17 protein-coding genes are annotated in these 25165 nt (G+C 69.4%); 12 read left to right on the forward strand and 5 right to left on the reverse strand.

Annotation, left to right across the window (positions count from 1 at the left end; all coding sequences use genetic code 11):
• Positions 1–50: 50 nt before the first annotated feature.
• Both BIV24_RS22535 and BIV24_RS22540 read right to left on the reverse strand, forming a co-directional pair.
• On the reverse strand, positions 51–1109 hold the full coding sequence (locus tag BIV24_RS22535) for a beta-keto acid cleavage family enzyme (protein WP_071368212.1): 1059 nt from the start codon (positions 1107–1109) through the stop codon (positions 51–53).
• Positions 1110–1481: 372 nt separating this feature from the next.
• Positions 1482–2504, reverse strand: coding sequence for an AraC family transcriptional regulator (locus BIV24_RS22540; protein WP_071368213.1), 1023 nt, complete (start codon positions 2502–2504; stop codon positions 1482–1484).
• A gap of 359 nt (positions 2505–2863) precedes the next feature.
• On the opposite strand from BIV24_RS22540, the gene BIV24_RS22545 reads away from it, so the two are divergent.
• The 11 genes from BIV24_RS22545 to BIV24_RS22595 all read left to right on the forward strand — a co-directional run bounded on the left by BIV24_RS22545 (position 2864) and on the right by BIV24_RS22595 (position 20257).
• The gene (locus BIV24_RS22545; protein WP_071368214.1) at positions 2864–3970 is read left to right on the forward strand and encodes a TauD/TfdA family dioxygenase; all 1107 of its coding nucleotides are present in this window, start codon (positions 2864–2866) and stop codon (positions 3968–3970) included.
• A 10-nt stretch (positions 3971–3980) separates the two neighbouring features.
• Positions 3981–5486 (forward strand): long-chain-fatty-acid--CoA ligase, encoded by a 1506-nt coding sequence (locus BIV24_RS22550; RefSeq protein ID WP_071368215.1) that lies wholly within the window; start codon positions 3981–3983, stop codon positions 5484–5486.
• 449 nt (positions 5487–5935) lie between these two features.
• Positions 5936–6964: a helix-turn-helix domain-containing protein gene (locus BIV24_RS22555; protein ID WP_071368216.1), complete on the forward strand. Its 1029-nt coding sequence runs from the start codon at positions 5936–5938 to the stop codon at positions 6962–6964.
• 537 nt (positions 6965–7501) lie between these two features.
• The gene (locus BIV24_RS22560; protein WP_071368217.1) at positions 7502–10891 is read left to right on the forward strand and encodes a S8 family peptidase; all 3390 of its coding nucleotides are present in this window, start codon (positions 7502–7504) and stop codon (positions 10889–10891) included.
• Positions 10892–11690: 799 nt separating this feature from the next.
• A complete protein-coding gene (locus BIV24_RS22565; protein WP_071368218.1) occupies positions 11691–13121 on the forward strand; it encodes an MFS transporter in 1431 nt (476 codons plus the stop codon).
• 108 nt (positions 13122–13229) lie between these two features.
• Entirely contained in the window at positions 13230–14807 is a 1578-nt protein-coding gene (locus BIV24_RS22570) for an FGGY family carbohydrate kinase (protein WP_071368219.1), read from the forward strand.
• Between the two features lie 75 nt (positions 14808–14882).
• Positions 14883–16556, forward strand: a complete 1674-nt coding sequence (locus BIV24_RS22575) for a glycerol-3-phosphate dehydrogenase/oxidase (protein WP_071368220.1) — start codon at positions 14883–14885, stop codon at positions 16554–16556.
• A complete protein-coding gene (locus tag BIV24_RS22580) occupies positions 16553–18106 on the forward strand; it encodes an FAD-binding oxidoreductase (protein ID WP_071368221.1) in 1554 nt (517 codons plus the stop codon). Before BIV24_RS22575 ends, BIV24_RS22580 begins: the two co-directional genes overlap by 4 nt.
• Before the next feature lie 43 nt (positions 18107–18149).
• A complete protein-coding gene (locus tag BIV24_RS22585; RefSeq protein WP_071368222.1) occupies positions 18150–18812 on the forward strand; it encodes a glycerol-3-phosphate responsive antiterminator in 663 nt (220 codons plus the stop codon).
• A 6-nt stretch (positions 18813–18818) separates the two neighbouring features.
• Positions 18819–19121 (forward strand): putative quinol monooxygenase, encoded by a 303-nt coding sequence (locus BIV24_RS22590; RefSeq protein WP_071368223.1) that lies wholly within the window; start codon positions 18819–18821, stop codon positions 19119–19121.
• A complete protein-coding gene (locus BIV24_RS22595) occupies positions 19118–20257 on the forward strand; it encodes a zinc-binding dehydrogenase (protein WP_071368224.1) in 1140 nt (379 codons plus the stop codon). Before BIV24_RS22590 ends, BIV24_RS22595 begins: the two co-directional genes overlap by 4 nt.
• 88 nt (positions 20258–20345) lie before the next feature.
• Here BIV24_RS22595 and BIV24_RS22600 read toward each other — a convergent pair whose 3' ends face one another.
• From BIV24_RS22600 to BIV24_RS22610, 3 genes are all read right to left on the reverse strand, one after another.
• Complete coding sequence (locus BIV24_RS22600; protein WP_143064645.1) at positions 20346–20534, reverse strand: hypothetical protein; 189 nt, start codon at positions 20532–20534, stop codon at positions 20346–20348.
• Between the two features lie 85 nt (positions 20535–20619).
• Positions 20620–21873 (reverse strand): cytochrome P450 family protein, encoded by a 1254-nt coding sequence (locus BIV24_RS22605; RefSeq protein ID WP_071368226.1) that lies wholly within the window; start codon positions 21871–21873, stop codon positions 20620–20622.
• A gap of 562 nt (positions 21874–22435) precedes the next feature.
• Positions 22436–23788, reverse strand: coding sequence for a S28 family serine protease (locus BIV24_RS22610; RefSeq protein ID WP_071368227.1), 1353 nt, complete (start codon positions 23786–23788; stop codon positions 22436–22438).
• Positions 23789–23909: 121 nt separating this feature from the next.
• Here BIV24_RS22610 and BIV24_RS22615 point away from each other — a divergent pair, with 121 nt between their 5' ends.
• Positions 23910–24833: a LysR family transcriptional regulator gene (locus BIV24_RS22615; protein ID WP_071368228.1), complete on the forward strand. Its 924-nt coding sequence runs from the start codon at positions 23910–23912 to the stop codon at positions 24831–24833.
• The last annotated feature ends 332 nt before the right edge of the window (positions 24834–25165 follow it).

Consider the following 25165-nt stretch of genomic DNA (forward strand, 5'->3'; position numbering starts at 1 on the left):
GGCTGGGGTGGATGCCGTCTCGGTCCCGCGACCGCTGCTCGTGGACTGGGTCAGCTCTTGACGCCGCGCAGCATGGGGCCGCGCTGGCCGGGACGGCGGTTGGGTACCATCCCGAGGTGGGCGAGGGTCGCGTCGGCGTCCGAGTACCACTCGCCGATCTTGTAGATCTTCTTCGCCTCCGGTCCGGTGGCGATCTCTCGGCCGAGCACGTTGGCGATCTGGACCATCTGTTCGACCTGCTCCACGGAGGACATCCGCTCGCCCTTGTGCCGCCACAGGTTGTCCTCGTTACCCACTCGCACATGTGTTCCCAGTGCGATACCGATGGCGTTCATCGGCGCCACCGCGCGCATGGAGGCCTCGATGGTGAGCACGGCGCCGTCCGGGACGCGGCGGATGAACTCGATCAGGTCGGCCGGGTGCCGGCCGGCGAACCCGCCGCCGATGGCGACGTAGTTGAGCACCAACGGCCCGCTGTGGATGCCCTTGCGGATCAGCCGCTCCACGGTCTCCAGCTGCGCCATGTTGGCGAGCTGGAAGTGCGGCTGGATGTTGTTGGTGCGGAGTCGCTTGAGGTGCTCGAGGTAGAAATCCGGTCCGGCCTCGACCACCATGTCCCGGTAGGCCTTGTAGTACGCCGGCTTGGCGATGGAAGTGCCCTCGATGTCCTCGTCGTCGAAGAGCTCGACGATGTTCATCTGGTTGGTGTTGATCGCGATCGTCACCTGGTCCGGATGGGGCGTGATCTCGGCCAGCATATGGCGGGTGTCGTAGCTGAGCCACTTGGCGTCGGCGCCCTCGTCCTCGGGGGCGAAAGAGATCGACCCGCCGATCTGCAGGACCATGTCAGGCACAGCCTCGCGCAGCCGGGCCATCAGCTCGTTGAACATGGACATGCGCTTGGATCCGTGACCGTCCAGCTCGCGCACGTGGATGTGCAGAACCGTGGCGCCGGCGTTGTAGCAGTCGACCGCCGCCTGCACATGCTCATCCATGGTGAGCGGGAGGTCGTCGGCGTCACCGGGCAGCCATTCCGGCCCGTAGGGCGCGGCCTGGATGACCAGCTTCTCCTGGTTCTCTGGATACAGGGAGTCGTCGAAGAAGTGCACGGTCCATCTCCTTTGAGGATCGGTCTTCACTCGCTGCACGCATCACTGCCGCGATGCGGGGCCTGGGGTGCGGCGCGAAGTGAAGTGGGATGACAGAGGGGATTTCCGGACTCGCTGGGCAGCCCGAATACGATCAACGGGCCCCGGGGGAGATGCGGTTGCGAGCAGGATCCCTGCTCGTCCCCGTGGGGCCGACAGTCTTCCTTGCGGTAGTGCCACGTTAAGGGCCGACTACGCGGCATGCTTAACGACAGGTGACATTTGATTTATCACTTGGGGACCGTCCCTCCCCGGCTCGCGCCGCCCGGCTCAGGGGCTCGGCCGAGGCCGCGTGAGCGATCGCGCTTCCCGGTAGCGGGTGACCGTCGGTGGTCATCCCTCGGTGAACGGTTGCTGCCTGGTCCTCCGGAGTCGCCACTCCCGGGGGCTGCAGCCGAACCGCTCGCTGAACCAGCGCGAGAAAGCGCTGGATGCGGAAAATCCCAGCAGCCTGGAGATCTCCGTCAACGAGCGGCGCGGGTTCGCCACCAACTGCTCGGCGAGCTGCGTACGCGTCGCGTTGAGCAAGGAGGAGAAGGTCTCGCCCGAGGCCGACAGGTGCCGGTGCACGGTCCTCCGGTCGACGCCGAGACTGCCTGCGACCTGTTCGATCGAACAGCGTCCGGTCGGCAGCAGGACTTCGATCAGCTCGCGCACACGGTCCAGTTCGGTCGTGTCCCTCGAGATGGCGATGGACTCGAAATACTGCCGGGCGTAGGTCCGCAGCAGCGGGTCCGACATGAGGTTGGGAGCGTCGAGGTCGCTGGCGTAGAAGACGATCCCGTTGAATTCCCGGTCAAATTCCACGACAGGGCCGAAGATGCGCCGGTGGGTTCGGGTGTCGGCTGGAGCGCCGTGTGTGAAACACACGGCCACCGGCTGCCATCGAGTACCGAGAAAATTGCGGAGGACCTGGTGGAAGGCGCCCACGGCCAGCTCCGCGGCCTGGCCGGCCGCCGTCGCCTCACCCAGGTCGAGGCACAGCTTCAGGGTGGCCAGGCCGTGCGCCTCGGAGAGCCGACTGCGGAGCATCTCGTTGTACATGTACTCATGGCGGATCAGAAGCTCGAGTACGCTGCGGACGTCGGGCTCCTCGCGGATGACCAGGCTGATGCGGCCGAGGTTGGAGAAGCGGCGGCGCTCGGCGAGGAGCAGCCCGAAATCCTCATGGTGCGAGGCCGCCGCCGAGAGCTCGAGCAACTGGACCACGGCCACGCCGGAGATCCATCTGTCCTGGACCGCCAGACCGACGGGGTCCAGGCCCACGTGCTTCATCAGGGACAGCGGGTCGATGCCGAGTGACTGGCTGACCTCGACGTAGCTGCTCAGCGCGGCGTTGCGGACACGGGGCTTCATGGGCGCACTCCCAGGGCTCTGTCCCCAGTTGATAAGTCAGATGTCACGTCAGGTCAAGCGATGAGCCGGGGCGTGACTTAGCGTTGCACCACTGCATGGGAGCTCGCCGTCTGGATTCAGGTCCTGACCGACATGAAATTCGACGGAGCACACCATGACAAAGAGTCCAACCGTTGACCAGCCCTGGAAAGCGATAAGGAATCTCGATTCGGGTGGCCTTGGGCGGAAATGCCTGCGCCGAAGTCGTGGGGTTCCTCCGCGAGGAGAGGAGAAGGGGCGTGTGTGCGGTTTCCGGTCCCCGGTCAGCCGGGAGTCGCGCAGCTCCGGCCGGGCGGGCACGCGACCCTGGAGAGGTCACCATGACGAGCGTGATCGAGGTGCTGCGCCGGCCCTGCACCGGGCCGGCTGTGTGGAGAGGCCCGGACCTGGCGGACTCCGAGGAGTGGGTCCTGCGGCTCTCACCGGCACAGATCGGCGAACTCGAGGCGGCCCTGCGCACAGTGCGTGAGCGGAGTCTTCCACTGCTGAAGGTGGACGCCGGTGACTTTCCGGTACCGGCTCTGGCCGGCGAGCTGGAACGCATCGCCGACGTACTGGAGAACGGACGCGGCTTCGTGCTCGTCAAACGCATTCCGGTCGAGCGGTACAGCCCGGCGGCTGCGAGCACCATTTTCTGGGGTCTGGGTCGGCACCTCGGTATTCCGGTGTCGCAGAACGCGGCGGGCCACATGCTCGGCCACGCCCGGGACACCGGCCGTTCCATGGCCGATCCCGCGACGCGCGGCTACCAGACCAGGGCGGGACTGCCGTTCCACACCGACGGGTCCGATGTCCTCGGGTTGTTGTGCCTGCGAGCGGCCCGCTCCGGCGCACGCATCACTGTCGTCAGCTCGGCGGCGGTCTACAACGACGTGCTGGCGCGGCGGCCGGATCTGGTCGAGCGCCTGTACCGGACCCATTTTCTCGACCGCCGGGAGGAGCAGGTCCCCGGCGAGCAGCCGTACTCGGCAGTTCCACTCGCCTGCTGGTACGGGGGCAAACTCAGCCTGCGCTACAACCGTTGCTACCTGGAGTCCGCGCAGCGCTTTCCTGCTGTACCCGCCCTGGAGCCGGCAGACGTCGAGTTGTTCGACCTGATCGACGAACTGGCGGATTCCCCGGAGTTGCGACTTGACGTCGATTTCGAGGTCGGTGACCTGCTGCTCCTCAACAACCACACGGTTCTGCACTCCCGCACGGAGTACGAGGACTTCGCCGAGCCTGAGCGGCAGCGGCACGTGCTGCGGCTGTGGCTGGCCCTACGGCAGGGACGCGACCTGCCACCGGACTTCTGGGGAACCCTGCACCGCAGCGGAGGCGGTCCCGGCCGCGGCGGGATCACGCCCCGGGACGTGATCGCGACACAGAAATCCGCGGACCTCGGCGACACCCGCCGCCACGGGCACCGTCACCCACCCAAATCCTAGGGGAGACCGAATGAACAACCTGGCCACACTCCTGGTGGAGTCGGCATGGGCCGACCGCGACCGGGTCGCCGTTCGCCAGGACGATCTGGCCCTCACCTATGCCCAGCTGAACGACAGCAGCGCCCGAGTCGCCGCGCTGTTGCACGCCAAGGGCGTCCGGCCGGGTGATCGCGTGGCATTGGTCATGCGCAACGCCACCGAATTTCCTGTCACGTACTACGGCATCCTCCGTGCCGGCGGCGTGGTCGTGCCGATGAATCCGCTACTGAAGGCCCGTGAAATAGCCTTCGCACTCAGGGATTCCGGATCCCGGATCGTGCTGGCGTGCCCGCTGTTCGCAGACGAAGTCGCCGCGGCGGCGGCAGAGGTCGGGGCCGAATGCCTGGTCACGGACCCGACGGCTTTCGGATCCCTGCTGCAGGCCACCGACCCGATACCCCAGGTCGTGGACCGCGCGGAGAATGATACGGCCGTGATCCTGTACACCTCGGGCACAACGGGGACCCCGAAGGGCGCCGAGCTGACCCATCGCAACCTGATGACCAACGCCGCCACCGCGGCCGAGACGTTGCTCCATGTCGGGCCGGACGACGTCCTGTTCGGGGGCCTGCCACTGTTCCACGCCTTCGGACAGACCTGTGCTCTCAATACCGCGGTCGCGGCTGGGGCGACTCTGACCTTGCTGCCGCGGTTCGAGTCGGCCAGAGCGCTGGAGATCATGCACCGGGACAAGGTCACCGTTTTCCTCGGCGTCCCCACGATGTACACGGCCCTGCTCCGCGCCGGGATCCCCGATGGCTACGAGCTTTCCCGACTGAACTTGGCCGTTTCCGGCGGCGCTTCCTTGCCGGTCGAGGTACTCCACGGCTTCGAGCGGGAATTCGGCGTCACTGTGCTCGAGGGCTACGGGCTGTCGGAGACGTCGCCGGTCGCCGCATTCAACCCTCCGGACCGGCCACGCAAGGCCGGCTCGATCGGTCTGCCCATCCGCGGAGTCGAACTCAAACTCATCGCAGACGATGGCACCACCGTGGGCCCGGGCGAGGTCGGCGAGATCGCGATCCGCGGTGAGAACGTCATGAAAGGCTACTGCAACCGTCCGGACGCGACCGCGGAAGCCATCCGGGACGGGTGGTTCCACAGCGGTGATCTCGCCCGTGTCGACGAGGACGGCTACTACTTCATCGTCGACCGGAAGAAGGACCTCATCATCCGTGGCGGATACAACGTCTATCCGCGCGAGATCGAGGAGGTGCTCTATGAACACCCCGCTGTTGCCGAAGCCGCTGTCATAGGCGTGCCGCACGAGATCCACGGGGAGGAGGTGGCCGCCGTAGTGACGCTCCGGGACGGTGCACAGACCACCGCCGGTCAGATACGTGACTACGTCAAACAGAGGGTTGCTGCCTACAAGTACCCGCGGATCGTCACATTCACCGATGGACTCCCCAAGGGAGCAACGGGCAAGATCCTCAAGCGGGAGATCGCCGTCGAACAGCAGGCGTCCAAGGCCTGAACGGTGAAGGCTCCGTAGCGGCCTTCGTGCCAGGGTGGCAACACACATCTGCGGTGCAATGGCGTCAGGCGCCCAACTCGTCGCTGAGCGGAGGGCCATGGCGGTGCAGAGCCCAAGTCCGGTGTTCAAGCAACGGATCCATGTAGTCAGGGATGTGGGTCAACTACCACACACCCACCGGTCCGGCGGCAGCAAGCACCGTCTCAGACGCGGTCGAGCAAGCAGCGCACAGGGCACGAATCACAGCATCAGCCGGCCCTGTCGTGGAACTTTGGTTGCGAGGTGCTTCCCACCTGGGAGGCCGCGTGCGGGGCGTCCCGGGTGGAATGCTGCCCGGGCAAACGGTCGATGGTGACATCACGACAGCCGGTTAGGGTTCGGTCGAGGGCAATCCGGTCCATGCGAGCAGTGCCAGGGCCGGACACGGTGCTCACCCGAGGAGGAGCTGGATGCTGCAGGCACTGGGACTGGGGCCGGTCGAAGAGGCCGTCTACACGGCACTCCTGGCCCGCCCGACAGCCACCGCGCAGGAACTCGCCCAGCAGACCGGACTCGGGCAGGCCGAAACCGCCCGCATACTCCTTGACCTGACGACACGCGGCCTGGCGGCGGTCGCCAGCGAGGCCGAGAGGGGGGCACCTGACTCGGCTGACTGCGGGGCCGGCCCCCAGCCCGCCCGCTACCGGCTCACACCGCCCTCGGTCGCCCTGGCCCCGTTCCTCGTCGAGCAGCGCAACGCGCTGCACCGGGCCGAGACCGCGGTCTCGATGCTCATCGAGCAGTACCGCAGTACCGCCGCACACCCCGCGGGCAGCGTCGTGGAGGCGGTCGTCGGGATGGAGCAGGTCGCCCACCGGTTCCACCAACTGCAGCGCGGCGCCCAGCAGGAGTTGCTCGTCTTCCTCGTCGGCGCGCCCGTCGCGGTGCCGCGCGAGGACGCCGACATGTCGGAGAGTCTCGCGCTGGATCGCGGAGTCGACTTCCGGGTCGTGGCGGCCAAGGACTACCTCGACGGCCGCGACATACAGCGGGATGTGTGGGCGTCCATCACGGCAGGCGTCGAGATTCGCCTGGTCGACTCGCTGCCGCTGAAGATGGTCGTCTCGGACCGGGAACGCGCCATGGTGCCACTGGACATGGCGGACTCCGGCGGTGAACCGAGCGCGCTCGTGGTGCACCGCAGCGGCCTGCTGACGGCCCTGGTCCATCTCTTCGAGAGGGAATGGGACCAGGCCCGGCCGCTGTACACCACCACAGCGGGTGTGCACGCGGAACCGACAGGTGATCAGCAGCCAACCGAGGGCGAACTGGAAGTCCTCGCCTTGCTGCTGGCAGGATTCTCCGACCGCCGGGCGGCCTCCCAACTCGGTCTCTCCATACGCACCGTGGAGCGCAGGACACGCCGTCTGATGGACCTTGCCGGAGCGGATTCGCGCCTCCAACTCGGGTGGCACGCCGCACGTGCGGGCTGGCTTTGACCTCCTCGGCTTGAGGGCCGAGGAGCCTTCGTCCCTGGTGGTCGCCCTGCGAGGGTCGCCGCCAACTCCTGCCGGTTCCTGCTGCGCCGCGCGCGGGCCCGTGATCCGAGATGGAGGCATCCCCTTGCCCGCAACCTCAGCCTCCCAGCGGGCCGCGGCCGATGTGCGATCCGACCGCAACTCGCTCATGAGCCCCGGGCCTGACCCGCGGCGGCGGCTGGGAGCCCGCCCGGATCCGGCGAAATCGGCGTGACCGCAGGGGGTTGAGGAAGGCTGGGCCTGCTGCTGGCCAAGAAGTGGGCAATGCGCCCACGCCCCCTCCGGCGCGATCACCTGGGCAGACGTCGGGCCGACGGAGTATACCCCCACCGGCCAGGTCCGAAGCCTCACCGAGTCGACGTACCAACTGATGTGACCGCGTGACGGAAAACCGTCATGCGGGAAACCCGCCACGCGCGGCGTCCCCACGCCATGCGCATGTCTGCCAGGCTGCGGCCCCGGAATGGCATGTTCACAGCGTCGTTAACTAGGAGATTCATGCGCTCCATATCCCGTATGGCCTTGGGTGCGGCGACCGCCGCCGTCCTGGCCGTCACCGCAGTCGCACCTTCAGGGGCGGCGGAAACGCCGCCTGACGGGGCCTCGGGGAAGAGACCCGTCATCGGCAGCGGGACCCCGGCAACGGGCGGCAAGCAGGTGACGGTCACGCTCGTCACCGGCGACAAGGTGCTGGTGACCACGGACAGGTCGGGCCGCAGTTCGGCGGCGGTGCTGCCCCGCGTGGACGGTACGCAACCGATGGCCCAGACCTATCAGGTGGGCAAGGACCTCTACGTCTACCCGGAGGATGCGGCCCAGGCGATCGCCGAGGGCAAGGTCGACGAGCAGCTGTTCAACGTCACTGGGCTCATCCGCCAGGGATACGACGACACACACACCGACACGCTGCCGCTCATCGCCACCTACCGGAACAGTGTGAACGTTGCCGAAAGCGCGCCGGCGGCCCCTCGCGGGTCCGAGCGGGGCCTGAGCCTCCCCGCTGTGGACGGCGTCGCGCTCACGGCGGGCAAGGACACCGCCGCCGCCTTCTGGCAGGACATCACCAACACCCGCTCACGTTCTGGCTCCACGCTGAAGAAGCTGTGGCTGGACGGCAAGGTCAAGGCCACGCTGGACCGGTCCACCGCGCAGGTGCACGCGCCGGAGGCCTGGGCGGCCGGCTACGACGGCAAGGGCACCAAGGTCGCCGTGCTGGACACGGGCGTGGATGCCGAGCACCCGGACCTGGCGGGCCGGGTCACCGCGTCGCAGAACTTCACGGACTCCAAGACCACCGACGACCGGGTGGGCCACGGCACTCACACCGCCTCCACGGTCGGTGGGTCCGGAGCGGCCAGTGACGGCCGGAAGAAGGGCGTCGCCCCCGGTTCCTCCCTGCTCATCGGCAAGGTCCTCAACGACGCAGGCTACGGCCAGGACTCCTGGATCATCGCGGGTATGCAGTGGGCCGTCGACCAGCAGGCCGACGTCGTCTCCATGAGCCTGGGCAACCCCACCATCCGCGACTGCACCGACCCGATGGCCCAGGCCACGAAGCAGCTCTCGCAGAACACCCACACCCTGTTCGTCGTCGCCGCCGGCAACGCCGGCCCGGGCATCGAGACCGTTTCCTCGCCCGGCTGCGTGCCCAGCGTGCTGACCGTCGGTGCCGTCGACCGCGACGACACCACCGCGCAGTTCTCCAGCCGCGGTCCGGTGGCCGTCACCCACACCCTCAAGCCCGAGATCGCCGCCCCCGGCGTCGACATCTCGGCGGCCAGTGCGGGCGGCCGCGGCGTCTATGCCTACCGGACGATGTCGGGTACCTCCATGGCCACCCCGCATGTCGCGGGCGCCGCGGCCGTCGTGCGTCAGGCCCACCCGGACTGGACCGCGCAGCAGATCAAGGCCGCCCTGGTCTCCTCAGCCCGCACCGGCGGCAAGGTCGCCGGCGCCGACCAGACCGGCGGTGGGGTGCTCGACGTGTTCGGCGCGGTGAACCAGAAGGCGCTCTCCGCGCCGGCTGTCCAGGCCGGCAGCTACAACTGGCCGCAGGACCCGTCGGACCGCACCACCGTGCAGGTGCCCTTCACCAACACCGGCGACAGTGACCTGACGCTCCATCTGAAGGTCAGCGGTGTGCACGGCAACGACGGCAGCGACGTCACCGCCGGAATCATCAAGCCGGCGGAGAACAAGGTGACGGTCCCGGCGGGGGCCACCGCTCAGGTGCCGCTGCAGATCGACCCCACCGCCCGTCTGAAGGACGCCCAGTACGGTGCGGTCACCGGCCGGATCCTGGCCACCGACGGCGATGTGCACGTCTCCGTGCCCGTCACCCTCTACGTCCAGCCGGAGACGGTCACCCTGCGGGTCAAGGTCGTCGACCGCAACGGCAAGCCCGCGACCGGCCCCTCCTCCCTGGACCTCGCCAGCCTCGACACCGACAAGGGCGAGCGCCGCACCAACGCGGGTGCGCCCGAGCAGACCTACCGTGTGCGCCCGGGCGACTACGCCCTCAGCAGCTTCGTGACGACGCCCGACGCGAGCAACACGCCCGAATCGGTCAGCTACCTCGCCCATCCGCAGCTGCGGATCACCAAGGACACCACCGTTGTCCTCGACGCCCGCAAGGCCCACCAGCTGAGCCTGCACACCGACCGCCCCTCGACGCTGCAGGGCACCACGTTGAGCTACGCCCGCACGTGGGACGACACCTGGAAGCTCAGCGGAACACTCGCGGCCGGCGGCGCCGTGCAGAAGTTCTACGCAGACATCGACGGGCGCGCTCAGAAGGGCACCTTCGAGTTCCGGCCCACCTGGCGCGCGACCGGCTCCGAGGACGGCTCGTCCTACGTCTACAACCTGTCGTTCCCGACCGAGGGCCCGCTGCACTCCGACCAGGCCTACCAGCCGAATGACTCCCGGCTGGCCCAGGTCACCGAGACGTGGCATGCCCTGGGCAAGGAGGCCGACTACATCGACGCGCTGTTCCTCCGTCCCTCCGGGAGCAGCGACACCCAGATCCCCGTGAGCCTGTACCAGACGGTCCACGTGCCTGGTACCCGCACCGCCTACTACACGACCGGCGACGACGCCTGGTACCACGGCGCGATGACCAGCTTCCCGTTTGCCGCGTTCATGTCGGACCACGATCGCACCTACCGGGCTGGACAGCGGAGCGCCGAGGAGTGGTACCGCGGCCCCCTGCGGCCCGCCGCGGCGCGCGACGCCGACGGCAACCTGATGCTGGCCGCCGAGCGGCAGGGCAACCTGATCGGCATCCAGAACGCGCTCTGGGTCGACGGCTCCGGCGACCACTGGACCTACGGCGGTTCCTTCGGCGACATCGGCAAGCTGACGCTGAAGCGCAATGGTGAGGAGATCGGCCGGCTCATCTACCCCTACGGCGTGTTCAAGGTACCGGACGAGGACTCCGCGTACGAGCTCACCCAGCACCTGGAGAAGATCTACTCCGGTGACCGCAACTGGCTGCGTTCCACCGCTGTCGACACCACCTGGAGCTTCCGCTCCCACCTGGAGTCCGACGTCTACTCCCGCGGCCTGCCGCTCCTCTCCCCGGCGTACGACCTGCCGGTGGACGGCCTGAACACCCTGCCCGCGCAGAGCGGCATCAGGGTCGGCCTGTCGGTCGAGGGCCACGCGGGGTACACCCCGGGCGCCATCAAGGAAGCCTCGCTGTCCTACTCCTACGACGACGGCGCCACCTGGACCCAGGCGCCGACCGAGCAGCAGGACGGCAACTGGACGGCCGTCCTCGACCACACCGGCGCCTCCGGCAAGCAGGTAACGATGAAGGTCACCTTCACCGACGCCAACGGCAACGCGGTCTCCCAGACCATCAAGCGCGCCTACGACGTGCGGTAACCACACAGCCCGGCCGGGCGCGCCTCCCACAACAGGCGGTCCGCTCGGCCGGTCGGTGTGCCCTTGGGGTGTGTCCGGGACTTGTGCAAGTGCTCCGGCTTCACGTGGTGTTGAGCCGGCCGGATTCGCGGCGGGACCGGAGCGAGGAGTAGCCGAACACAGCGGAACCGGGCTGGTTCCCACGAGAGTTGGGGACTCGAGCGCGCGGGTCTCCCACACCAAGTGGACAACGGCGGGGAGGACGCGGGCTTCTGTGTCGGACTGGCTGCGTGCGCGTGGGCGCGGTGTCGGTGACCACCGCTATGTGACGGGTGGCTGAGGGAATCCCGCCCCGGGCTCCTACAGATCCCGGCGTAACAACCTCCCGCCACCGGGCTCTTGTCAGTCGGTTCCGCCCAGGCCCGGTGAGCGAAGTGCCGGGGCCGACGAGCGACCGCGGCACGCACCGCCGGCTGAGCCTTCTTCCAGGCCCTCGGCCTCTTGTGCCTGTTCGTGATCCATCCCTCGCCCATCGTCACATCCGCGCCGGCGGCGTCCGCGAACTCGTTGCCGCCACCCACCTGCGTCCCCCGCTGGACACCCGTCACGTTTCGGTAACCTGGCTGAAACCCTTGACGTTTCTCCCGGCTCGTTCATAACCTCACTGCACCGCGTAATCAGCAGTTCCAGCAGTTCACGTGCTGCGGCGCTTTCCGCAGTGTTTTGACAGGCACAGACACAGACCACCTGTCGGTGGCTTTGTCGTGCCTTTTTTCTGTGCTCCCCATGCCGCCGGTAGGTCTTCCTCGAAGGCGGATTCATGGCACAACGTCCGAGCGTCAGAGGCGTCGCAGACGTCGTTGCGCTCATCGATGGGCTGGGAAAGATCACCGGCCGGGCTCAGACCATCTGGTTCCTCGTGTTCGGCGGGCTGTTCCTCGACGCCTACTCGAACGCCGCACTGAGCGCCGGTCTTGGGCCGATGACGACCCAGATGGAGCTCACCAGCACCCAAGTCTCGATCCTCACGGCCACTGCTCCGGCCTTGGCGATCATCTTCAACCCCTTCGGTGGCTGGCTCGCCACCCGCATCGGCCGCGTTCCCCCGCTGCTCATCGCGAAGGTGTTCGCGATCGCGGGTGCCCTGCTCGCCGCGTTCGCCGGTGACTTCACCGTCGTGTGGCTCGGCCGGGTTCTGGTGGGTGTCGCGTACGGCATCGACTTTGCGGTCGCCATGGCGCTGCTCGCCGAGTACACGCCCGCGAAGCTGGGCGGCCGGCTCAACCTGTGGCAAGCCGTCTGGTACGTCGCCACCACCAGCAACCTGGCCCTGGCTCTGGTCTTCTTCAACCTGGACGTCGGCGCCGACATCTGGCGCTGGTCGGTCGGCTCGGCCGCGGTCGTCGCCATCGCGCTGCTGCTGAGCCAGGCGCTGATGCTCAAGGAGAGCCCCACCTGGCTGGCCAGCAAGGGCCGGCTGGAGGAGTCCGTCGCCAACCTGGACCGGATCTACGGGATCAAGGCCGTCGCCGGTACGCCCGACGCGGTGACCCGCACCGCAGCCGAGGCACCCGTCATCGGTTTCCGCCAGGCCGGGCTCCTGTTCAAGGGCGAGTACCTGCCGCGCACGATCCTCTCCTCGGCGATCTCGCTCGGGCAGTCGATGCAGTACTTCGCGGTCGGCTGGTACCTCCCGTTGATCAGTCTGACGATCTTCGGCGAGAGCTTCGAGAAGGCCACCATCGGCTCGATGGTGTTCAATGCCTTCGGTATTGCGGGCGGGCTGCTGTCCGCGTACTTCGGTCGCCGCCTCGGGCTGCGGCTCAGCTCCGCCGCCGGTTTTGCCGGGGTCTTCGTGGCCCTGGTGGCGATGGGGCTGACCTTCGAGAAGGTGCCCACGGCCGTGGCATTCCTGCTGCCGGTGCTGTTCATCCTCTGCCACTCGGCGGGCCCCGGCGCCAACGGCAAGTCCATCGCCGCGCTTTCCTACAGCAGTGACGTCCGAGCCCTGGGCACTGGTGTCACCGGGATGGTCGGTAGTTTCGGCAGTGTCGCCGGCCTGTACGTGTTTCCGCAGATCAAGGACTCACTCGGACTCGCCGACACCTTCCTGGTGCTGTCTGTCGTGCCGCTGATCGGACTGATCATCTGCCTGATGATCAAGTGGGACCCGACGAAGGCCGCCTCGCCCGACGAGGTCGCCGGACAGGACCGCGACACCGCTGCGGCGCCCTCCGTGACTGCGCCCTGACCCGCCGCCGGACCTGGCGCACCACGCTTTGGTCCCTTCCCCTCCACATCCGTCCTCTCCGTATCCCTCCGCACGGCTCGCGCGCGATGCTCGATTGAAAGGGCTGCCATGACGCAGACGTTCCCCGGCGCCTCCCCACGGCGCGGTGTGCTGTCCATCGACGAGGGCACCACGGGCACCCGGGCCGGAGTCGTGCTCGACTCGGGCGCCACCCACGAGGTGTTCTACCGGTCGATCAAGGTCAGCCATCCGAACGACCTCTCGGTCGAGCAGGACCCGATGGAGATCTGGACCGCCACCGTCGAAGTGGCACGCCGAGCCGTCGGCCGGGCACGCGAAGAGGGCATCGAGATCACCTCGGTCGCGCTGTCGACACAGCGGGCCACGGCGATGCTGTGGGACCGGGTCACCGGGCGACCGCTGCTGCCCGCGGTGGTGTGGCAGGACCGGCGGTATGCGCACGAGCTCACCGCCCACGAGGCGGACTGGGACGCTGTCCTGCTGGCCCGGCAGGGCCGGCCGGTCGGCGCCCGCTCCCCGTTCCTCTGGGCCGCCCGCCAGATCGCCGCGCACCCGGAGACGGCCGAGGCGCACCGGACGGGACGGCTGCTCTTCGGCACCGTCGACACCTGGCTGATCTGGCGCCTCACCGGTGGCGCTGTGCACGCCACCACCCCGACCAACGCCGCGTCCACCGGTGGCTACCTGCTGGAGCGGCACGCCTGGGACGAGGAATGGATCGGCCACCTCGGCTTCCCACTCGACCTGCTGCCCGAGCTCCGCTCCGACGACACCGGTTTCGGCACGACCGACCCGGCCGCTCTCGGCATCGCCGTCCCGCTGACCGCCTCCATGGGCGACCAGCACGCCGCACTCGTCGCGCTCGGCGGTCTCGCCGCCGGGCAGGGCATGTGCATGTACGGGACGGGCGCGTTCGTCGACGCGGCGACCGGCACCACGCCCGCCCTGCCCCGGCCGGACATCTCCGGGGTGCTCGCCCAGCCCGGCCGACGGCAGGGCGACATCAGCCACTACAGCCTGGAGGCGTACACCTCTACCGCGGGTTCGGCGCTGCGCTGGCTCTGTGACGATCTGGGGCTGTTCGCGTCGCCGAAGGAGCTCGGTGAGGAAGCGGGCCGGGTCACCAACCGGCCTGGCCGCACCCCGCGTTTCGTCCCGGCGCTCGCCGGTGTCCGTACGCCGGTCTGGCACCCGGAGGCCACCGCGTCCCTCACCGGGCTCACACTGGCCACCACTCGCGCCGACCTCGCCCGCGCCGTGCTCGACGGGATCGCGCACTCGGTGTGCGACTTGATCGACGGGGTCGCCGACACCATGGGCACCCCGTTCACCCGGCTACGCGTCGGCGGTGGCGTCTCCGGTAGCGACCCGCTGATGCAGATCCAGGCCGACCTGACCGGCCTGCCGCTGGAACGGGTCTCCGACTCCGCCACCGCGAGCCTGCGCGGCACCGCGTATCTGGCCGGGGTCGCCCAAGGCCTGTGGTCCTCGCTCGAAGAGGTCGTCGAAGCACAGCCGCAGGGCCAGGTCTTTGAGCCGTCGATCACGGCAGCCGAGCGCACCGAGCTGCGAGCCGCCTGGCGCGACGTGCTGATCGCCCATCTGAACGACCCCGAGCTGCTCCCCCTGCGGGAGGACACGCCCGAACCTCACACCCCCCACTGACGGCCCCCGGCCGTCGCACCGGCAGCCCGCACACGATGACAGGGCCGCCGAACCGAAACACCAGGAGTTGATGTTGTGATCACCATGCCCGCCCGGAAACCACGGCGCAACGCCGCGGCGACCCGCCGGACGCCTCTGCTGCTCGACCGGGCGGCCCTCAAGCGCCGACTGGCCGACGACATGTACGACGTGCTCGTCATCGGTGGTGGCATCACCGGGGCGTACGCCGTGCTCGACGCCGCCTCGCGCGGTCTGCGCGCAGCCCTGGTCGAGAAGGACGACTTCGCCTCCGGCACCTCGTCGAAGTCGTCGAAGATGGTGCACGGCGGTCTGCGCTACATCGAGCAGGGCAACGTCAATCTGGTCCGCCACTCGCTCCTGGAGCGTCACCGCTTCCGGAAGAACGCCCCACACCTGGTGCACCGGCTGCCGTTCCTCTTCCCGATCCTGGAGAAAGAGGGTGTCTTCGACGCCCGCCTCGCCAAGGGCTTCGAGGGCCTGCTGTGGACATACGACCTGGTCGGCGGATGGCGGATCGGCAAGCTCCACCAGCGGCTCACCGTTCCCGAGGTGCTCGCCCAGGCGCCGACGCTGCGCGCCGAGAACCTCAAGGGCGGGCTGATGTACTTCGACGCCCGTACCGACGACGCCCGCCTCGTCCTCACCATCGTCCGCACCGCCGCCGCGCTCGGAGCGACGGTCCTCAACGGGGCCAAGGCAGAAAGCCTGCTGATGCAGCTGGGGAAGGTGTCCGGCGCCCGGGTCACGGCTGACGGCGACACCATCGACATCCGCGCGCGGGCCGTCGTCAACGCCACCGGGGTGTGGACCGACGAGCTGGACGCAAAGGCGGACGAAGGTCACAAGCCTCAGGTCCGGCCCGCCAAGGGCGTCCACATCGTGGTGCCGTGGGACAAGGTGCGCATCAACTGCACGGTCACCGTGCCGATCCCCGGCCGGGCCCGCCGCGCGACCTGCACCCGCTGGGGCAACAACGTCGTGCTGGGCACCACAGACGAGGACTACCAGGGCTCCCCTGACGACGTGCACTGCACCCGCGAGGAGATGGACTTCCTGCTGGAGGGCGCCAACACCGCCTTCGAGGGGAAGCTCACCCCGGACGACGTGGTCGGCTCCATCGGCGGTCTGCGCCCGCTGGTCGGCGGCAAGGAGGGCGCCACCCTCGACATGCGCCGCGACCACCGCGTCACCGTCGGCCGCACCGGCATGGTGACGGTGACCGGCGGGAAGCTCACCACCAGCCGGCACATGGGCGAGCTCGTCATCGACAAGGTGATGACGGTCCTCGGCCGCAGGGGGAAGAGCCGCACCACCGACCTCCCGCTCCTCGGCGGCGCCGGTTACGACTCCGAGGCCGTCGCCGCGTCCGGCGGCATCGCCGCACACCTGGGCGAGCGCTTCGGCACCGAGGCCCGCTTCGTCGGCGACCTCATCCAGGACGACCCGTCCCTGGCCGAACCGATCGTCTCGGGCCTCCCGTACACGAAGGCGGAGGTCGTGTACGCGGCCCGCGCCGAGTTGGCCCGGTCGGTCGACGACGTCCTCTCCCGTCGCACGCGCGCCCGGCTGTTCGCCCGGGACGCCTCCGTCGACGCCGCCGAGGCCGTCGGCGCGATCCTCGGCCGGGAACTGAACCTCCCGGAGGCGGAGGTCGAGCGCTCGGTCGCCGAGTACGTCGCAGCCGTCCACCACGAAAAGTCCGTACTCCTCGAAGGGGCCGCAGCATGATCAGCCGTCAGACCATCACCCACCCGTTCAACCGGGGCAACTACACCATCGGCGCCCCCAGCTTCTCCAAGTGGGCGCAGAACACCCCGATCGGCGACGGCGAGGCCGCGCTCCAGGTGAACCCGGTCGAGGTCCCCGAGTCCGTGGTCGCGGCGCTGCGCGAGGCCGCGCACGCGGTGCACACCTCCCGCGAGGAGGTCGTCACCCGGACTCGTGACTGGTGGGCCGGTTCGATGATCGGCGAGACCGAGGGCCGTCCCGCGACCCCGAATGCCGTGATCGTCGAGGCCGCCGACGCCGACCAGGTCGCGGCCGTGCTGCGGATCTGCCACGAGGCCGGCATCCCGGTAACCCCGTCCGCGGGCCGCTCCAATGTCACCGGCGCTGCGCTCCCCGTCTTCGGCGGCGTCGTCCTGGACGTGTGCGGGCTGAACAGCATCGTCGGCTTCGACGCCGAGTCGAACATCGTGGACGTCCAGGCCGGCATGTTCGGCGACCTCTTCGAGAAGCAGCTCCAGGAGGAGTACGGCGTCACCACCGGCCACTGGCCGTCCGCGTTCGCCGTCTCCACCGTCGGCGGCTGGATCGCCTGCCGCGGCGCCGGTCAGCTCTCCACCCGGTACGGCAAGATCGAGGACATGGTCGTCGGCGTCGACGTCGTGCATGCGGACGGCACCCGAGTCACGTACGGCGACTACGCCCGCGCCGCGGTCGGCCCGGACCTGCGCCAGCTGTTCGTCGGCTCCGAGGGCACCCTCGGCGTCATCGTCTCGGCCCGGCTGCGGGTCCACCCGCTGCCGGAGTACGCGAGTGCCGCCGCGTACGGCTTCAAGACGTTCGCGGAGGGCCTGCATGCCTGCCGCAGGATCATGCAGCGTGGTGCCACCCCGGCCGTCCTGCGCCTGTACGACACCCTGGAGTCGGGCACCCACTTCGGCCACCCGGAGACCAACCTCCTGCTCATCGCCGACGAGGGCGACCCGGCCATCGTCGACACCTCGATCAAGGTGGCGAAGGAGGTCTGCGAGGAGTACGGCCCCGAGCTGGACAGCCAGGCCGTCTTCGAGCGCTGGCTGGACGAGCGGATGTTGGTCGGCAAGTCCGCCGACGGCTTCAAGCCGGGTCCGGGCTTCGTCGCCGACACCCTGGAGATGGCCGCGTCCTGGACCGACCTCCCGGTGATCTACGACGAGGTCGTCGCCGCGATCCAGGCGGTGGACGGCACCCTGGCCGCCTCGGCCCACCAGTCCCACGCGTACACCGACGGCGCCTGCGTCTACTTCTCGCTCCGCGGAAACGTGGCGCCCGAGTCGCGCCGCGACTGGTACCGCGCGGTGTGGGACGCGGCCAACGCCGTGCTCATCAAGCACGCCGCGGCGCTCAGCCACCACCATGGCTGCGGGCTGCTGCGCGGCCCCTACCTGGAGGAATCCCTCGGGGCGGGCTTCGCGACGTTCGTCGCGGTGAAGCAGGCCCTGGACCCGGCCGGCATCCTCAACCCTGGCAAGCTGGGCCTTCCCAGCCGCTTCGGTACGTCTCCGCTGAGCTGACCTCAGCAGCCACGGACCCTTGATCCCCAGGTAGGCCCTTGCCATGACTCCTTTCCCGTCCCGGTCCAGTGCCGCACTCGACGCCCGGCTGGTCTCCGCGCTGGCCGAGGTCCCGGTCATCGCGTCGGTCGTCGGCACCCAGCCGCTACGGCAGTTCCTGACCGCACCGGCCAAGGCGTGCATCGCCGCGTCGCTCACGGTGGGGCAGCTGCCCCAGGTCGTGCCGACGCTGGTCCGGGCGGGGAAGACCGTGTTCGTGAACGTGGACAGCAGCCCCGGTCTGGCCCAGGACCGGGGCGCGCTGGAGTTCATCAAGAACATGGGCGCGCACGGCGTGGTCAGTACCCGGCTCTCGCTGATAGAGAAGGGCCGGCCGCTCGGCCTGCTGACGATGATGAAGGTGTTCGTCACCGACCGGTCCAACCTGCGCCGCTCCACGGACGCGATCTCGCGCGGGGCGCCGGACCTGGTCGAGATCATGCCCGCCCCGATCGTCGCCCGGATGAGCGAGCAGGCACTGCGCGCGATGTCCCCGTCGGTCGCCGCGGGCTTCGTGGAGACCCCCGCGGACGTGGCGCTCGCACTGGCCCTCGGGTCCGTTGCTGCCGCCACGTCCGACCCCCGCCTCTGGCACCTGCACCGGGACCAACTGCCGCCGGTTCCGTCCGCCGCTCTGAAGAGGCCTGCCGCACCATCCCAGGAGTAAGCCCCCATGTCATACGTAGTCGTCGCCCGCTACCACACCAAGGAGGGGAAGGAGAACACCGTCCTCCCCTTGCTCGACACGATGGCCGCCGCGTCCCGCCAGGAGCCGGGCAACCTCGCCTACCGCGTCCACCAGGGCACCGAGGACCCGCGGGCGATCGTGCTGTACGAGGAGTACGGCTCCGAAGCCGACTTCACCGCGCACTGTGCCACCGCGCACTTCCAGGAGATCGTGCTCGGCAAGGTCGTCCCACTGCTGGAGAGCCGTGACGTGCTGCGCTGCGCCCCGCGCCCGGAGGTGCGGGCATGAAGACCCGTGCGGTGGTGCTGCGCGGCGTGTCGACTGCCCGCCCCTACTGCGAGAGCCGCCCGGTCGAGGTGGAGGAGCTGGAGCTGGGCGCCCCGCGAGAGGGCGAGGTGCTGGTCCGGATCGCGGCCGCCTCGCTCTGCCACTCGGACCTGTCGGTGGTCAACGGCGACCGGGTCCGCCCGCTGCCCATGGCGCTGGGGCACGAGGCGGTGGGCGTCGTGCAGGAGACCGGACCGGGCGTCAGCCGGGTCCGTCCCGGTGACCACGTGGCCCTGGTCTTCGTGCCGAGCTGCGGCTTCTGCGCCGACTGCGCGGCCGGCCGGCCCGCCCTGTGCGCACAGGCTGCCGCGGCGAACGGGTCAGGGGCGCTGCTGCACGGCCCGTCGCTGTTGACCGACGCCTCCGGCGCCCCGGTCCACCACCAGCTGGGCGTCTCCGCGTTCTCCGAACACGCGGTGCTGGCCCAGGAGTCGGTGGTGCCGATCCCGGAGGACATCCCGTTCACGGTGGCCTCGATGTTCGGCTGCGCGGTTCTGACCGGTGCCGGAGCCGTCATCAACACGGCTGCCCTGCGCCCCGGCCAGTCGACGGTGGTCTATGGCCTGGGCGGCGTGGGCCTGTCCGCAGTGCTGGGTGCCCGCGCGGCGGGGGCGTACCCGGTCATCGCGGTCGACCCGGTGCCGGAGAAGCGCGAGCTGGCCCTCCAGCTGGGCGCGACCCACATGTACGCCCCCGGCGAGGCGGTCGAGGCGATTCGTGAACTCACCTTTGGTGGTGTCGAGCTGGCGGTCGAGGCAGTGGGCAGCCCGAAGGTGATGGCCGAGTGCCTGACGGCCGTGGCCCGCGGCGGCACGGTCGTCTCGGTGGGCTTGCCCGCCCCCGACAGGGTGCTGGAAGTCCCGGCACTGGCGTTCGCCGGCGAGGGCAAGTCCCTGTTGGGTTCGTACATGGGCGACGCGGTACCGCGCCGCGACATTCCCCGGTTCCTGGACCTGTGGCGGGCAGGCCTGATGCCGGTGGAGCGGATGCACACCGGCACCCTGCCTCTGACCGGCATCAACACCGCGATCGAGGAGCTGGCCTCGGGCCGGGCGATCCGTCAGATCATCGACACCTCGGGGATGCTGAACGTCTGACCCAGCCCGGCGCACCGTCAGGGCGTCCGACGGTGCCCCTTCCAGTTGCGGAAGGGGCACCGTTGCCGGCCCGGGGGATCCACCGACGTCACTCGGGCCGCCGGTCCGCACCGGAAAGGCGCCGTGCGGTGACCTCGCTGCGGCCGATGCACCACCCTTGCTCGCCGCGCACGACCATGTCTCCATACGTCACGCTGCCACAGCTGCCGTCCGCCCCGAACCCGATCTTCTTGGACCGGGCCCGCACCTGGCCGCCGCTCACCTGCTGTACGAGCAAGAAGCGTCCGGGAAGGCTCGCCTTCACGCCGTCTCGGTGATGGGACCGGCGACGATGCCACGAGGGGCGCTCTCGGGTGTCCACATCAGGCCGGAGCGGCCGGGCCCGTAACGTCGGGCATGGAACTGGGGGTGAACACGACGGGCAGGTGTTCGGGACCGCGCAGGACGCTTGGCCTCCAGCGCAGTTCGCCCGGCGGCACGGCCAAGGCGAGATCGGGAAGGCGGCGCAGGGCGGTCCCGATGGCGACCTGACCCTCCAGCCGGGCCAGCGGCGCGCCCAGGCAGTAATGGATGCCATGGCCGAACGCGAGGTGAGGGTTGTTCCGACGGGTGATGTCCAGACGATCGGGGTCCGGGAACCGTGCCGGATCGCGGTCGGCGATGGCGGAGGCCACCAGCACGGTGGCGCCGCGCGGGATCGTCACGCCCGCGATCTCGAGAGTCTCCCGCGCGAAGCGGGCGATGCCGGGGTTTACCGGTCCGTCGTAGCGCAGGAACTCCTCGACCGCGTCCGGCAGCAGCGCCGGATCGTCCCGCAGCAGCTCGAGCTGGTCGGGGTGGGCGAGCAGTGCTGCGATGCCGCCGCTGATCAGGTTGACCGTGGTGATGTATCCGGCCACCAGCAGCAGGAACGCCATGGCGATCAATTCGTCCTCGTCCAGACGCTGCTCCTCGTCACGAGCGGTGATCAGAGCGCTGAGCAGGTCGTCTGCGGTGTTGGCTCGTTTGGCTTCCAGAAGTTTGGTCAGGTACGCGCGCATCTGTTGCCAGGCAGCGTCGGCCACGGCCGGGTCCGGCGGCTCGGGTCCCCGGAGGATCATGTCGTCGGTCCACCGCTGGAATTCGTATCGGTCGGTCGTGGGCACTCCGAGCAGCTCGCTGATCACGGTGACTGGAAGCGGCAGCGCGAAGTCCGCGACGAGGTCCGCGCGGCCGGCCTGCACGATCGCGTCGAGCAGCCCGTCGGTGATGGCCTGGACGCGGGGCCGCAGCTCGGCCACCCGGCGCGCGGTGAACGCCTTCGAGACCAGGCGGCGCAGGCGGGTGTGGTCGGGCGGGTCCGCCCGGAGCATGTTGCGCAGCATGGACTCGCGTTCCGTCGCGGCCAGTTGTTGCAAGAGCCGGGGGTCCGACGAGTCGCGGATGTCGCTGCTCAGCCGCGGGTCGGAGAGCGCGGCGAGTCCGTCCTCGTACCGCGTGACCAGCCAGGCATCCAGGCCGCCGGCGATGACCACGCGCCGCATCGGGCCCTTCTCGCGCAGCTGTCGGTACAACGGGAACGGGTTTGCCACGAAGGCCGGGTCGGCATAGGGGAGAAGGACCGGCTGCTCGCTCATCGTGGTCTCCTGAAGTGCTCGACGTGCGTCGCAGTGCATCTGGGTACGCACCGGACCGTGCGGCGGACTTAACAGGTCTTGATGGTATATGTCACCGTATGGCCAATTCCGCGATTTACGCTGAGGGGAAGGCCTGCCGTGCACCGAATCAGTCAAGCAGTGCGGTCGCGCCGAGCCCCGCGCCGACATGAAAGGAGCGCTGCGGCCGACGCCCGCCGGCCGCAGCACGCGCGGGTCTTCCGCGAGCCGCGGCTGCTGAGCGACGGACCGGGGCGGCGGGCGCAGGGGGCGCCCGCCGCCCCGGTCCGTGCAGGACCGCAGCACCGGCCGGTGGGTGTCGGGGCACACCCCGGGCAGCCTCGGCGCGGAACCGGTCGGCCCCGCCCCGCCGGAGGCCACCCAGGAGCGCCCCGTGTCGTGCACCGGCGGCTGGACTGGCGGCTTCGACCGGCCGCACCTACCGGGCCGCGGCCCGGCGGATGCGCGCCGTCCGCAACGAACTCACCGCCCGTCAGGCCTGCGGGCCGCGGGAACGCATGTCAGCCGCCCATCGGGAGAACTCTCACTCTCCGGCCCAGCGCTTGATCGTGGCGATGGCCGCGTCCCGCTGGTCGGCGGGCAGAGCGGAGATACGGGCGCCGTGGTTGGAGCCGGGGACGATGTACTTGTACGAGTCGTGGGAGCTCGGCTCGAACTGCTCGGCGCTCCAAGGGTCGTTCTGCCCGTAGACGAACATCATGCGCTCGGAGTCGCTCCGCACCCACTTGTCGACGTCGGAGATAGCCTTGCCGTTGTAGTCGGTGCGCATGTCGGCAGGCAGCACCGAGTTGGGCTGGTAGATGTCCGGGAAGTGGCGGACGCCTTTGAGGTGCTTGAACTTCAGGTCGGCCCAACCCAGTTGAGCGGCGGCCTGCCGGTAGTACGGGCCGGAGCCGTTGGCGCCGAGTGAGCTGTCCTCGTAGACGGACAGGCCGTGGCCGAGCGACCAGGTGTAGAGGTCGTCGTCGGACACGGTCTGGGCGTCGGGCACGGTCGGGCAGTCGGCGGCGGTGCCGGTCTGCCAGAAGTTCCAGACCTGGTCCAGCACGGCGAACTCATAGGCGCGATCGGTGGTGCCGAGGGTGTTGGTGAAGGTGTAGCCCTTCTCCTTCGCCGTCGCCTCGAACTTGGGCAGCAGGGTGTCGCGGCGTTCGAGCATCGCACGCTGGACCGCGTTCAGCGCATCACGGCACTCCTTGGTGCCGACGGTCTCGAAGAACCGCTCGTAGCCCTTGTCGTCATGGTTGTTGGCGTCGTTGGGAGCGACGTAGGCGATGACCGCGTCAACGTCCTCGGGGTAGTAGCGGCGGTGGTACGTCTGCGTCATGCCGCCCTTGCTGCCGCCGGTGCTGAGCCACTTGGAACTCTTGTCGTACAGCGGGCGGATCGCCTCGACGATGGCGTGCTCGTCGCTCGCCTCCTGCCAGACGGTCATCTTCGACCAGTCGACGTCGGCCGGGCGGGAGGGACCGAAGAAGCGGTGCTCGACGCTGAGCTGGTTGGCGTCGAGGATGGTGGTGGGCTCACGGGTGGCGCTGGAGAGGCCGTAGCCACCGGTGTAGAAGACGACCGGCTTGGTCACCGACTTGTGCCAGAGGGTGAAGCGCTGCCCGAAGGTGCCGAGTTCGGGCTTGCTGTGGTCGATCGGCTGCGTGATGGTGAGCGAGTAGAGCGGGTAGCCGTCCTTGTCGGTGACGCCGGTGACGGTCACGCCGGGTATCGCGCGCAGTTGGTCCGCGAAGGACGCCTCGGCGGTGGCGGCCGTGTCCGCGGTGGCGGCCGTGACCACGGCGGCGGCGGGCGCCGCGGTCGTGGCGAGGACGCCCGCGGTGAGGGCGGCGGACAGCAGCAGGGTCGGAATGGTGCGGGTATGCACTCTGGCCTCCGGTTTTTCTGGGCAGCGCGGGGGGTCCGGCTGACCTTGCCTCACCACGTGGCCCCTGAGTAATCCCAAACCGTCATAACACCAAGCGGTTATGGGAAGTTAGGGTTCATCCGTGCAACTCGAAATACGACACCTTCGGGCACTCAGCACCATCGCCGAACACGGCAGCGTCACCCGGGCTGCAGCGGCGCTGGGCGTCTCACAACCTGCCCTCAGCGCCCAACTCCGGCGTATCGAGAAACTCTTGGGCGGAGAGGTGTTCACGCGGGGACGGCACGGGGTGAGGCCGACGCCGTTCGGCGAGTTCGTGATGTCGCGCACGCGTGCGGCTCTCGGCAACATCGACGACCTGCTGGACCGCGCCCTGGGGCGGGCCGTGCCGCAGTCGGTGGTGCGCTTCGGCGCCTACGAGAGCCCGCTGGCGCTGGAGGTCGTGGAGCGAGTGGCGACGCTGCTGCCCGGGGCCCGCACCGAGCTCCAGGTCGCCTACTACACCGGGCTGCTGCTCGACTGTATCGCCACCGGCCGGCTCGACGGCGCGCTGCTCGCCGACTACCCGGGCTTCGAGGTGCGCCCGCAGCCGGCCGTACGGTACGCCGAGGTGGCCACGGAGCCCGTCCATGTGGCGCTGCCCGCCGGGCATGCGGCGGCCGCCCGGGAGGAGGTGCGGCTGGCGGATCTCGCCGACGAGGACTGGGCGCTGTCGCCTTCGGACGGCACCGGCTGGCCCGAGCACCTGCTGGACGAGTGCGAACGCGCGGGCTTCCGTCCGCGCGTGCGCTACCGGCTGGAGCAGACCGGCATGCGGACGGAGCTGGTTGCGGCCGGCCGCGCGGTCTCCGCCTGCCAGGCCTCGTACAGGGGCGGCGAGGGCATAGCGGTGCGGCCCATCGCCGGCGGGTCCGTGCGGATGCGGTTGCTGCTGGCATGGCACCGCGACAGCGCGCTCGCACCGCGCGCCCCAGTGCTGGTGGAGGCCGTACGGGAAGTGCACCGGCGGGCGACGCAGCCGCCGGGAACGGCCGCGCGGGGCTGAGGCGGTCGGCCGTGATCGTCACCGGGGCGGTGAGGCCGCTTTGAGCGAAATCGCCCGTAATGCCACAAAACGGCCTCGCCGTCGACGCGCTCGCCGCTGCTGAGCGCACCCGCGCGGGCCTCGCCAGGTCGATCACACCCACCGATTACGTGGCGCAATCAACCTCGCGGGCCGAGCGGGACCGGGCCGTGGGGGCGCGGGTCCCTCCCCGTTGAGCGGCGGTTCGCCCCCGCTCAGATGCCTCACGGACGTATCCGTGAGGCTCTTCGATCTGCTGGGACGAACGCCGGAACCGCAGACCCTGACCATACGCTTATCCGCGCGGCCTCTAA

Source organism: Streptomyces colonosanans, from assembly GCF_001866645.1.
Classification (GTDB): Bacteria; Actinomycetota; Actinomycetes; order Streptomycetales; family Streptomycetaceae; genus Streptomyces; species Streptomyces colonosanans.

Bases quoted from the DNA above. Each gene is read 5' to 3' on its own strand.
- BIV24_RS22540 (WP_071368213.1), bottom strand. From the start codon at position 2,504: ATGAAGCCCCGTGTCCGCAACGCCGCGCTGAGCAGCTACGTCGAGGTC.
- BIV24_RS22545 (WP_071368214.1), top strand. From the start codon at position 2,864: ATGACGAGCGTGATCGAGGTGCTGCGCCGGCCCTGCACCGGGCCGGCT.
- BIV24_RS22550 (WP_071368215.1), top strand. From the start codon at position 3,981: ATGAACAACCTGGCCACACTCCTGGTGGAGTCGGCATGGGCCGACCGC.
- BIV24_RS22555 (WP_071368216.1), top strand. From the start codon at position 5,936: ATGCTGCAGGCACTGGGACTGGGGCCGGTCGAAGAGGCCGTCTACACG.
- BIV24_RS22560 (WP_071368217.1), top strand. From the start codon at position 7,502: ATGCGCTCCATATCCCGTATGGCCTTGGGTGCGGCGACCGCCGCCGTC.
- BIV24_RS22565 (WP_071368218.1), top strand. From the start codon at position 11,691: ATGGCACAACGTCCGAGCGTCAGAGGCGTCGCAGACGTCGTTGCGCTC.
- BIV24_RS22570 (WP_071368219.1), top strand. From the start codon at position 13,230: ATGACGCAGACGTTCCCCGGCGCCTCCCCACGGCGCGGTGTGCTGTCC.
- BIV24_RS22580 (WP_071368221.1), top strand. From the start codon at position 16,553: ATGATCAGCCGTCAGACCATCACCCACCCGTTCAACCGGGGCAACTAC.
- BIV24_RS22585 (WP_071368222.1), top strand. From the start codon at position 18,150: ATGACTCCTTTCCCGTCCCGGTCCAGTGCCGCACTCGACGCCCGGCTG.
- BIV24_RS22590 (WP_071368223.1), top strand. From the start codon at position 18,819: ATGTCATACGTAGTCGTCGCCCGCTACCACACCAAGGAGGGGAAGGAG.
- BIV24_RS22595 (WP_071368224.1), top strand. From the start codon at position 19,118: ATGAAGACCCGTGCGGTGGTGCTGCGCGGCGTGTCGACTGCCCGCCCC.
- BIV24_RS22605 (WP_071368226.1), bottom strand. From the start codon at position 21,873: ATGAGCGAGCAGCCGGTCCTTCTCCCCTATGCCGACCCGGCCTTCGTG.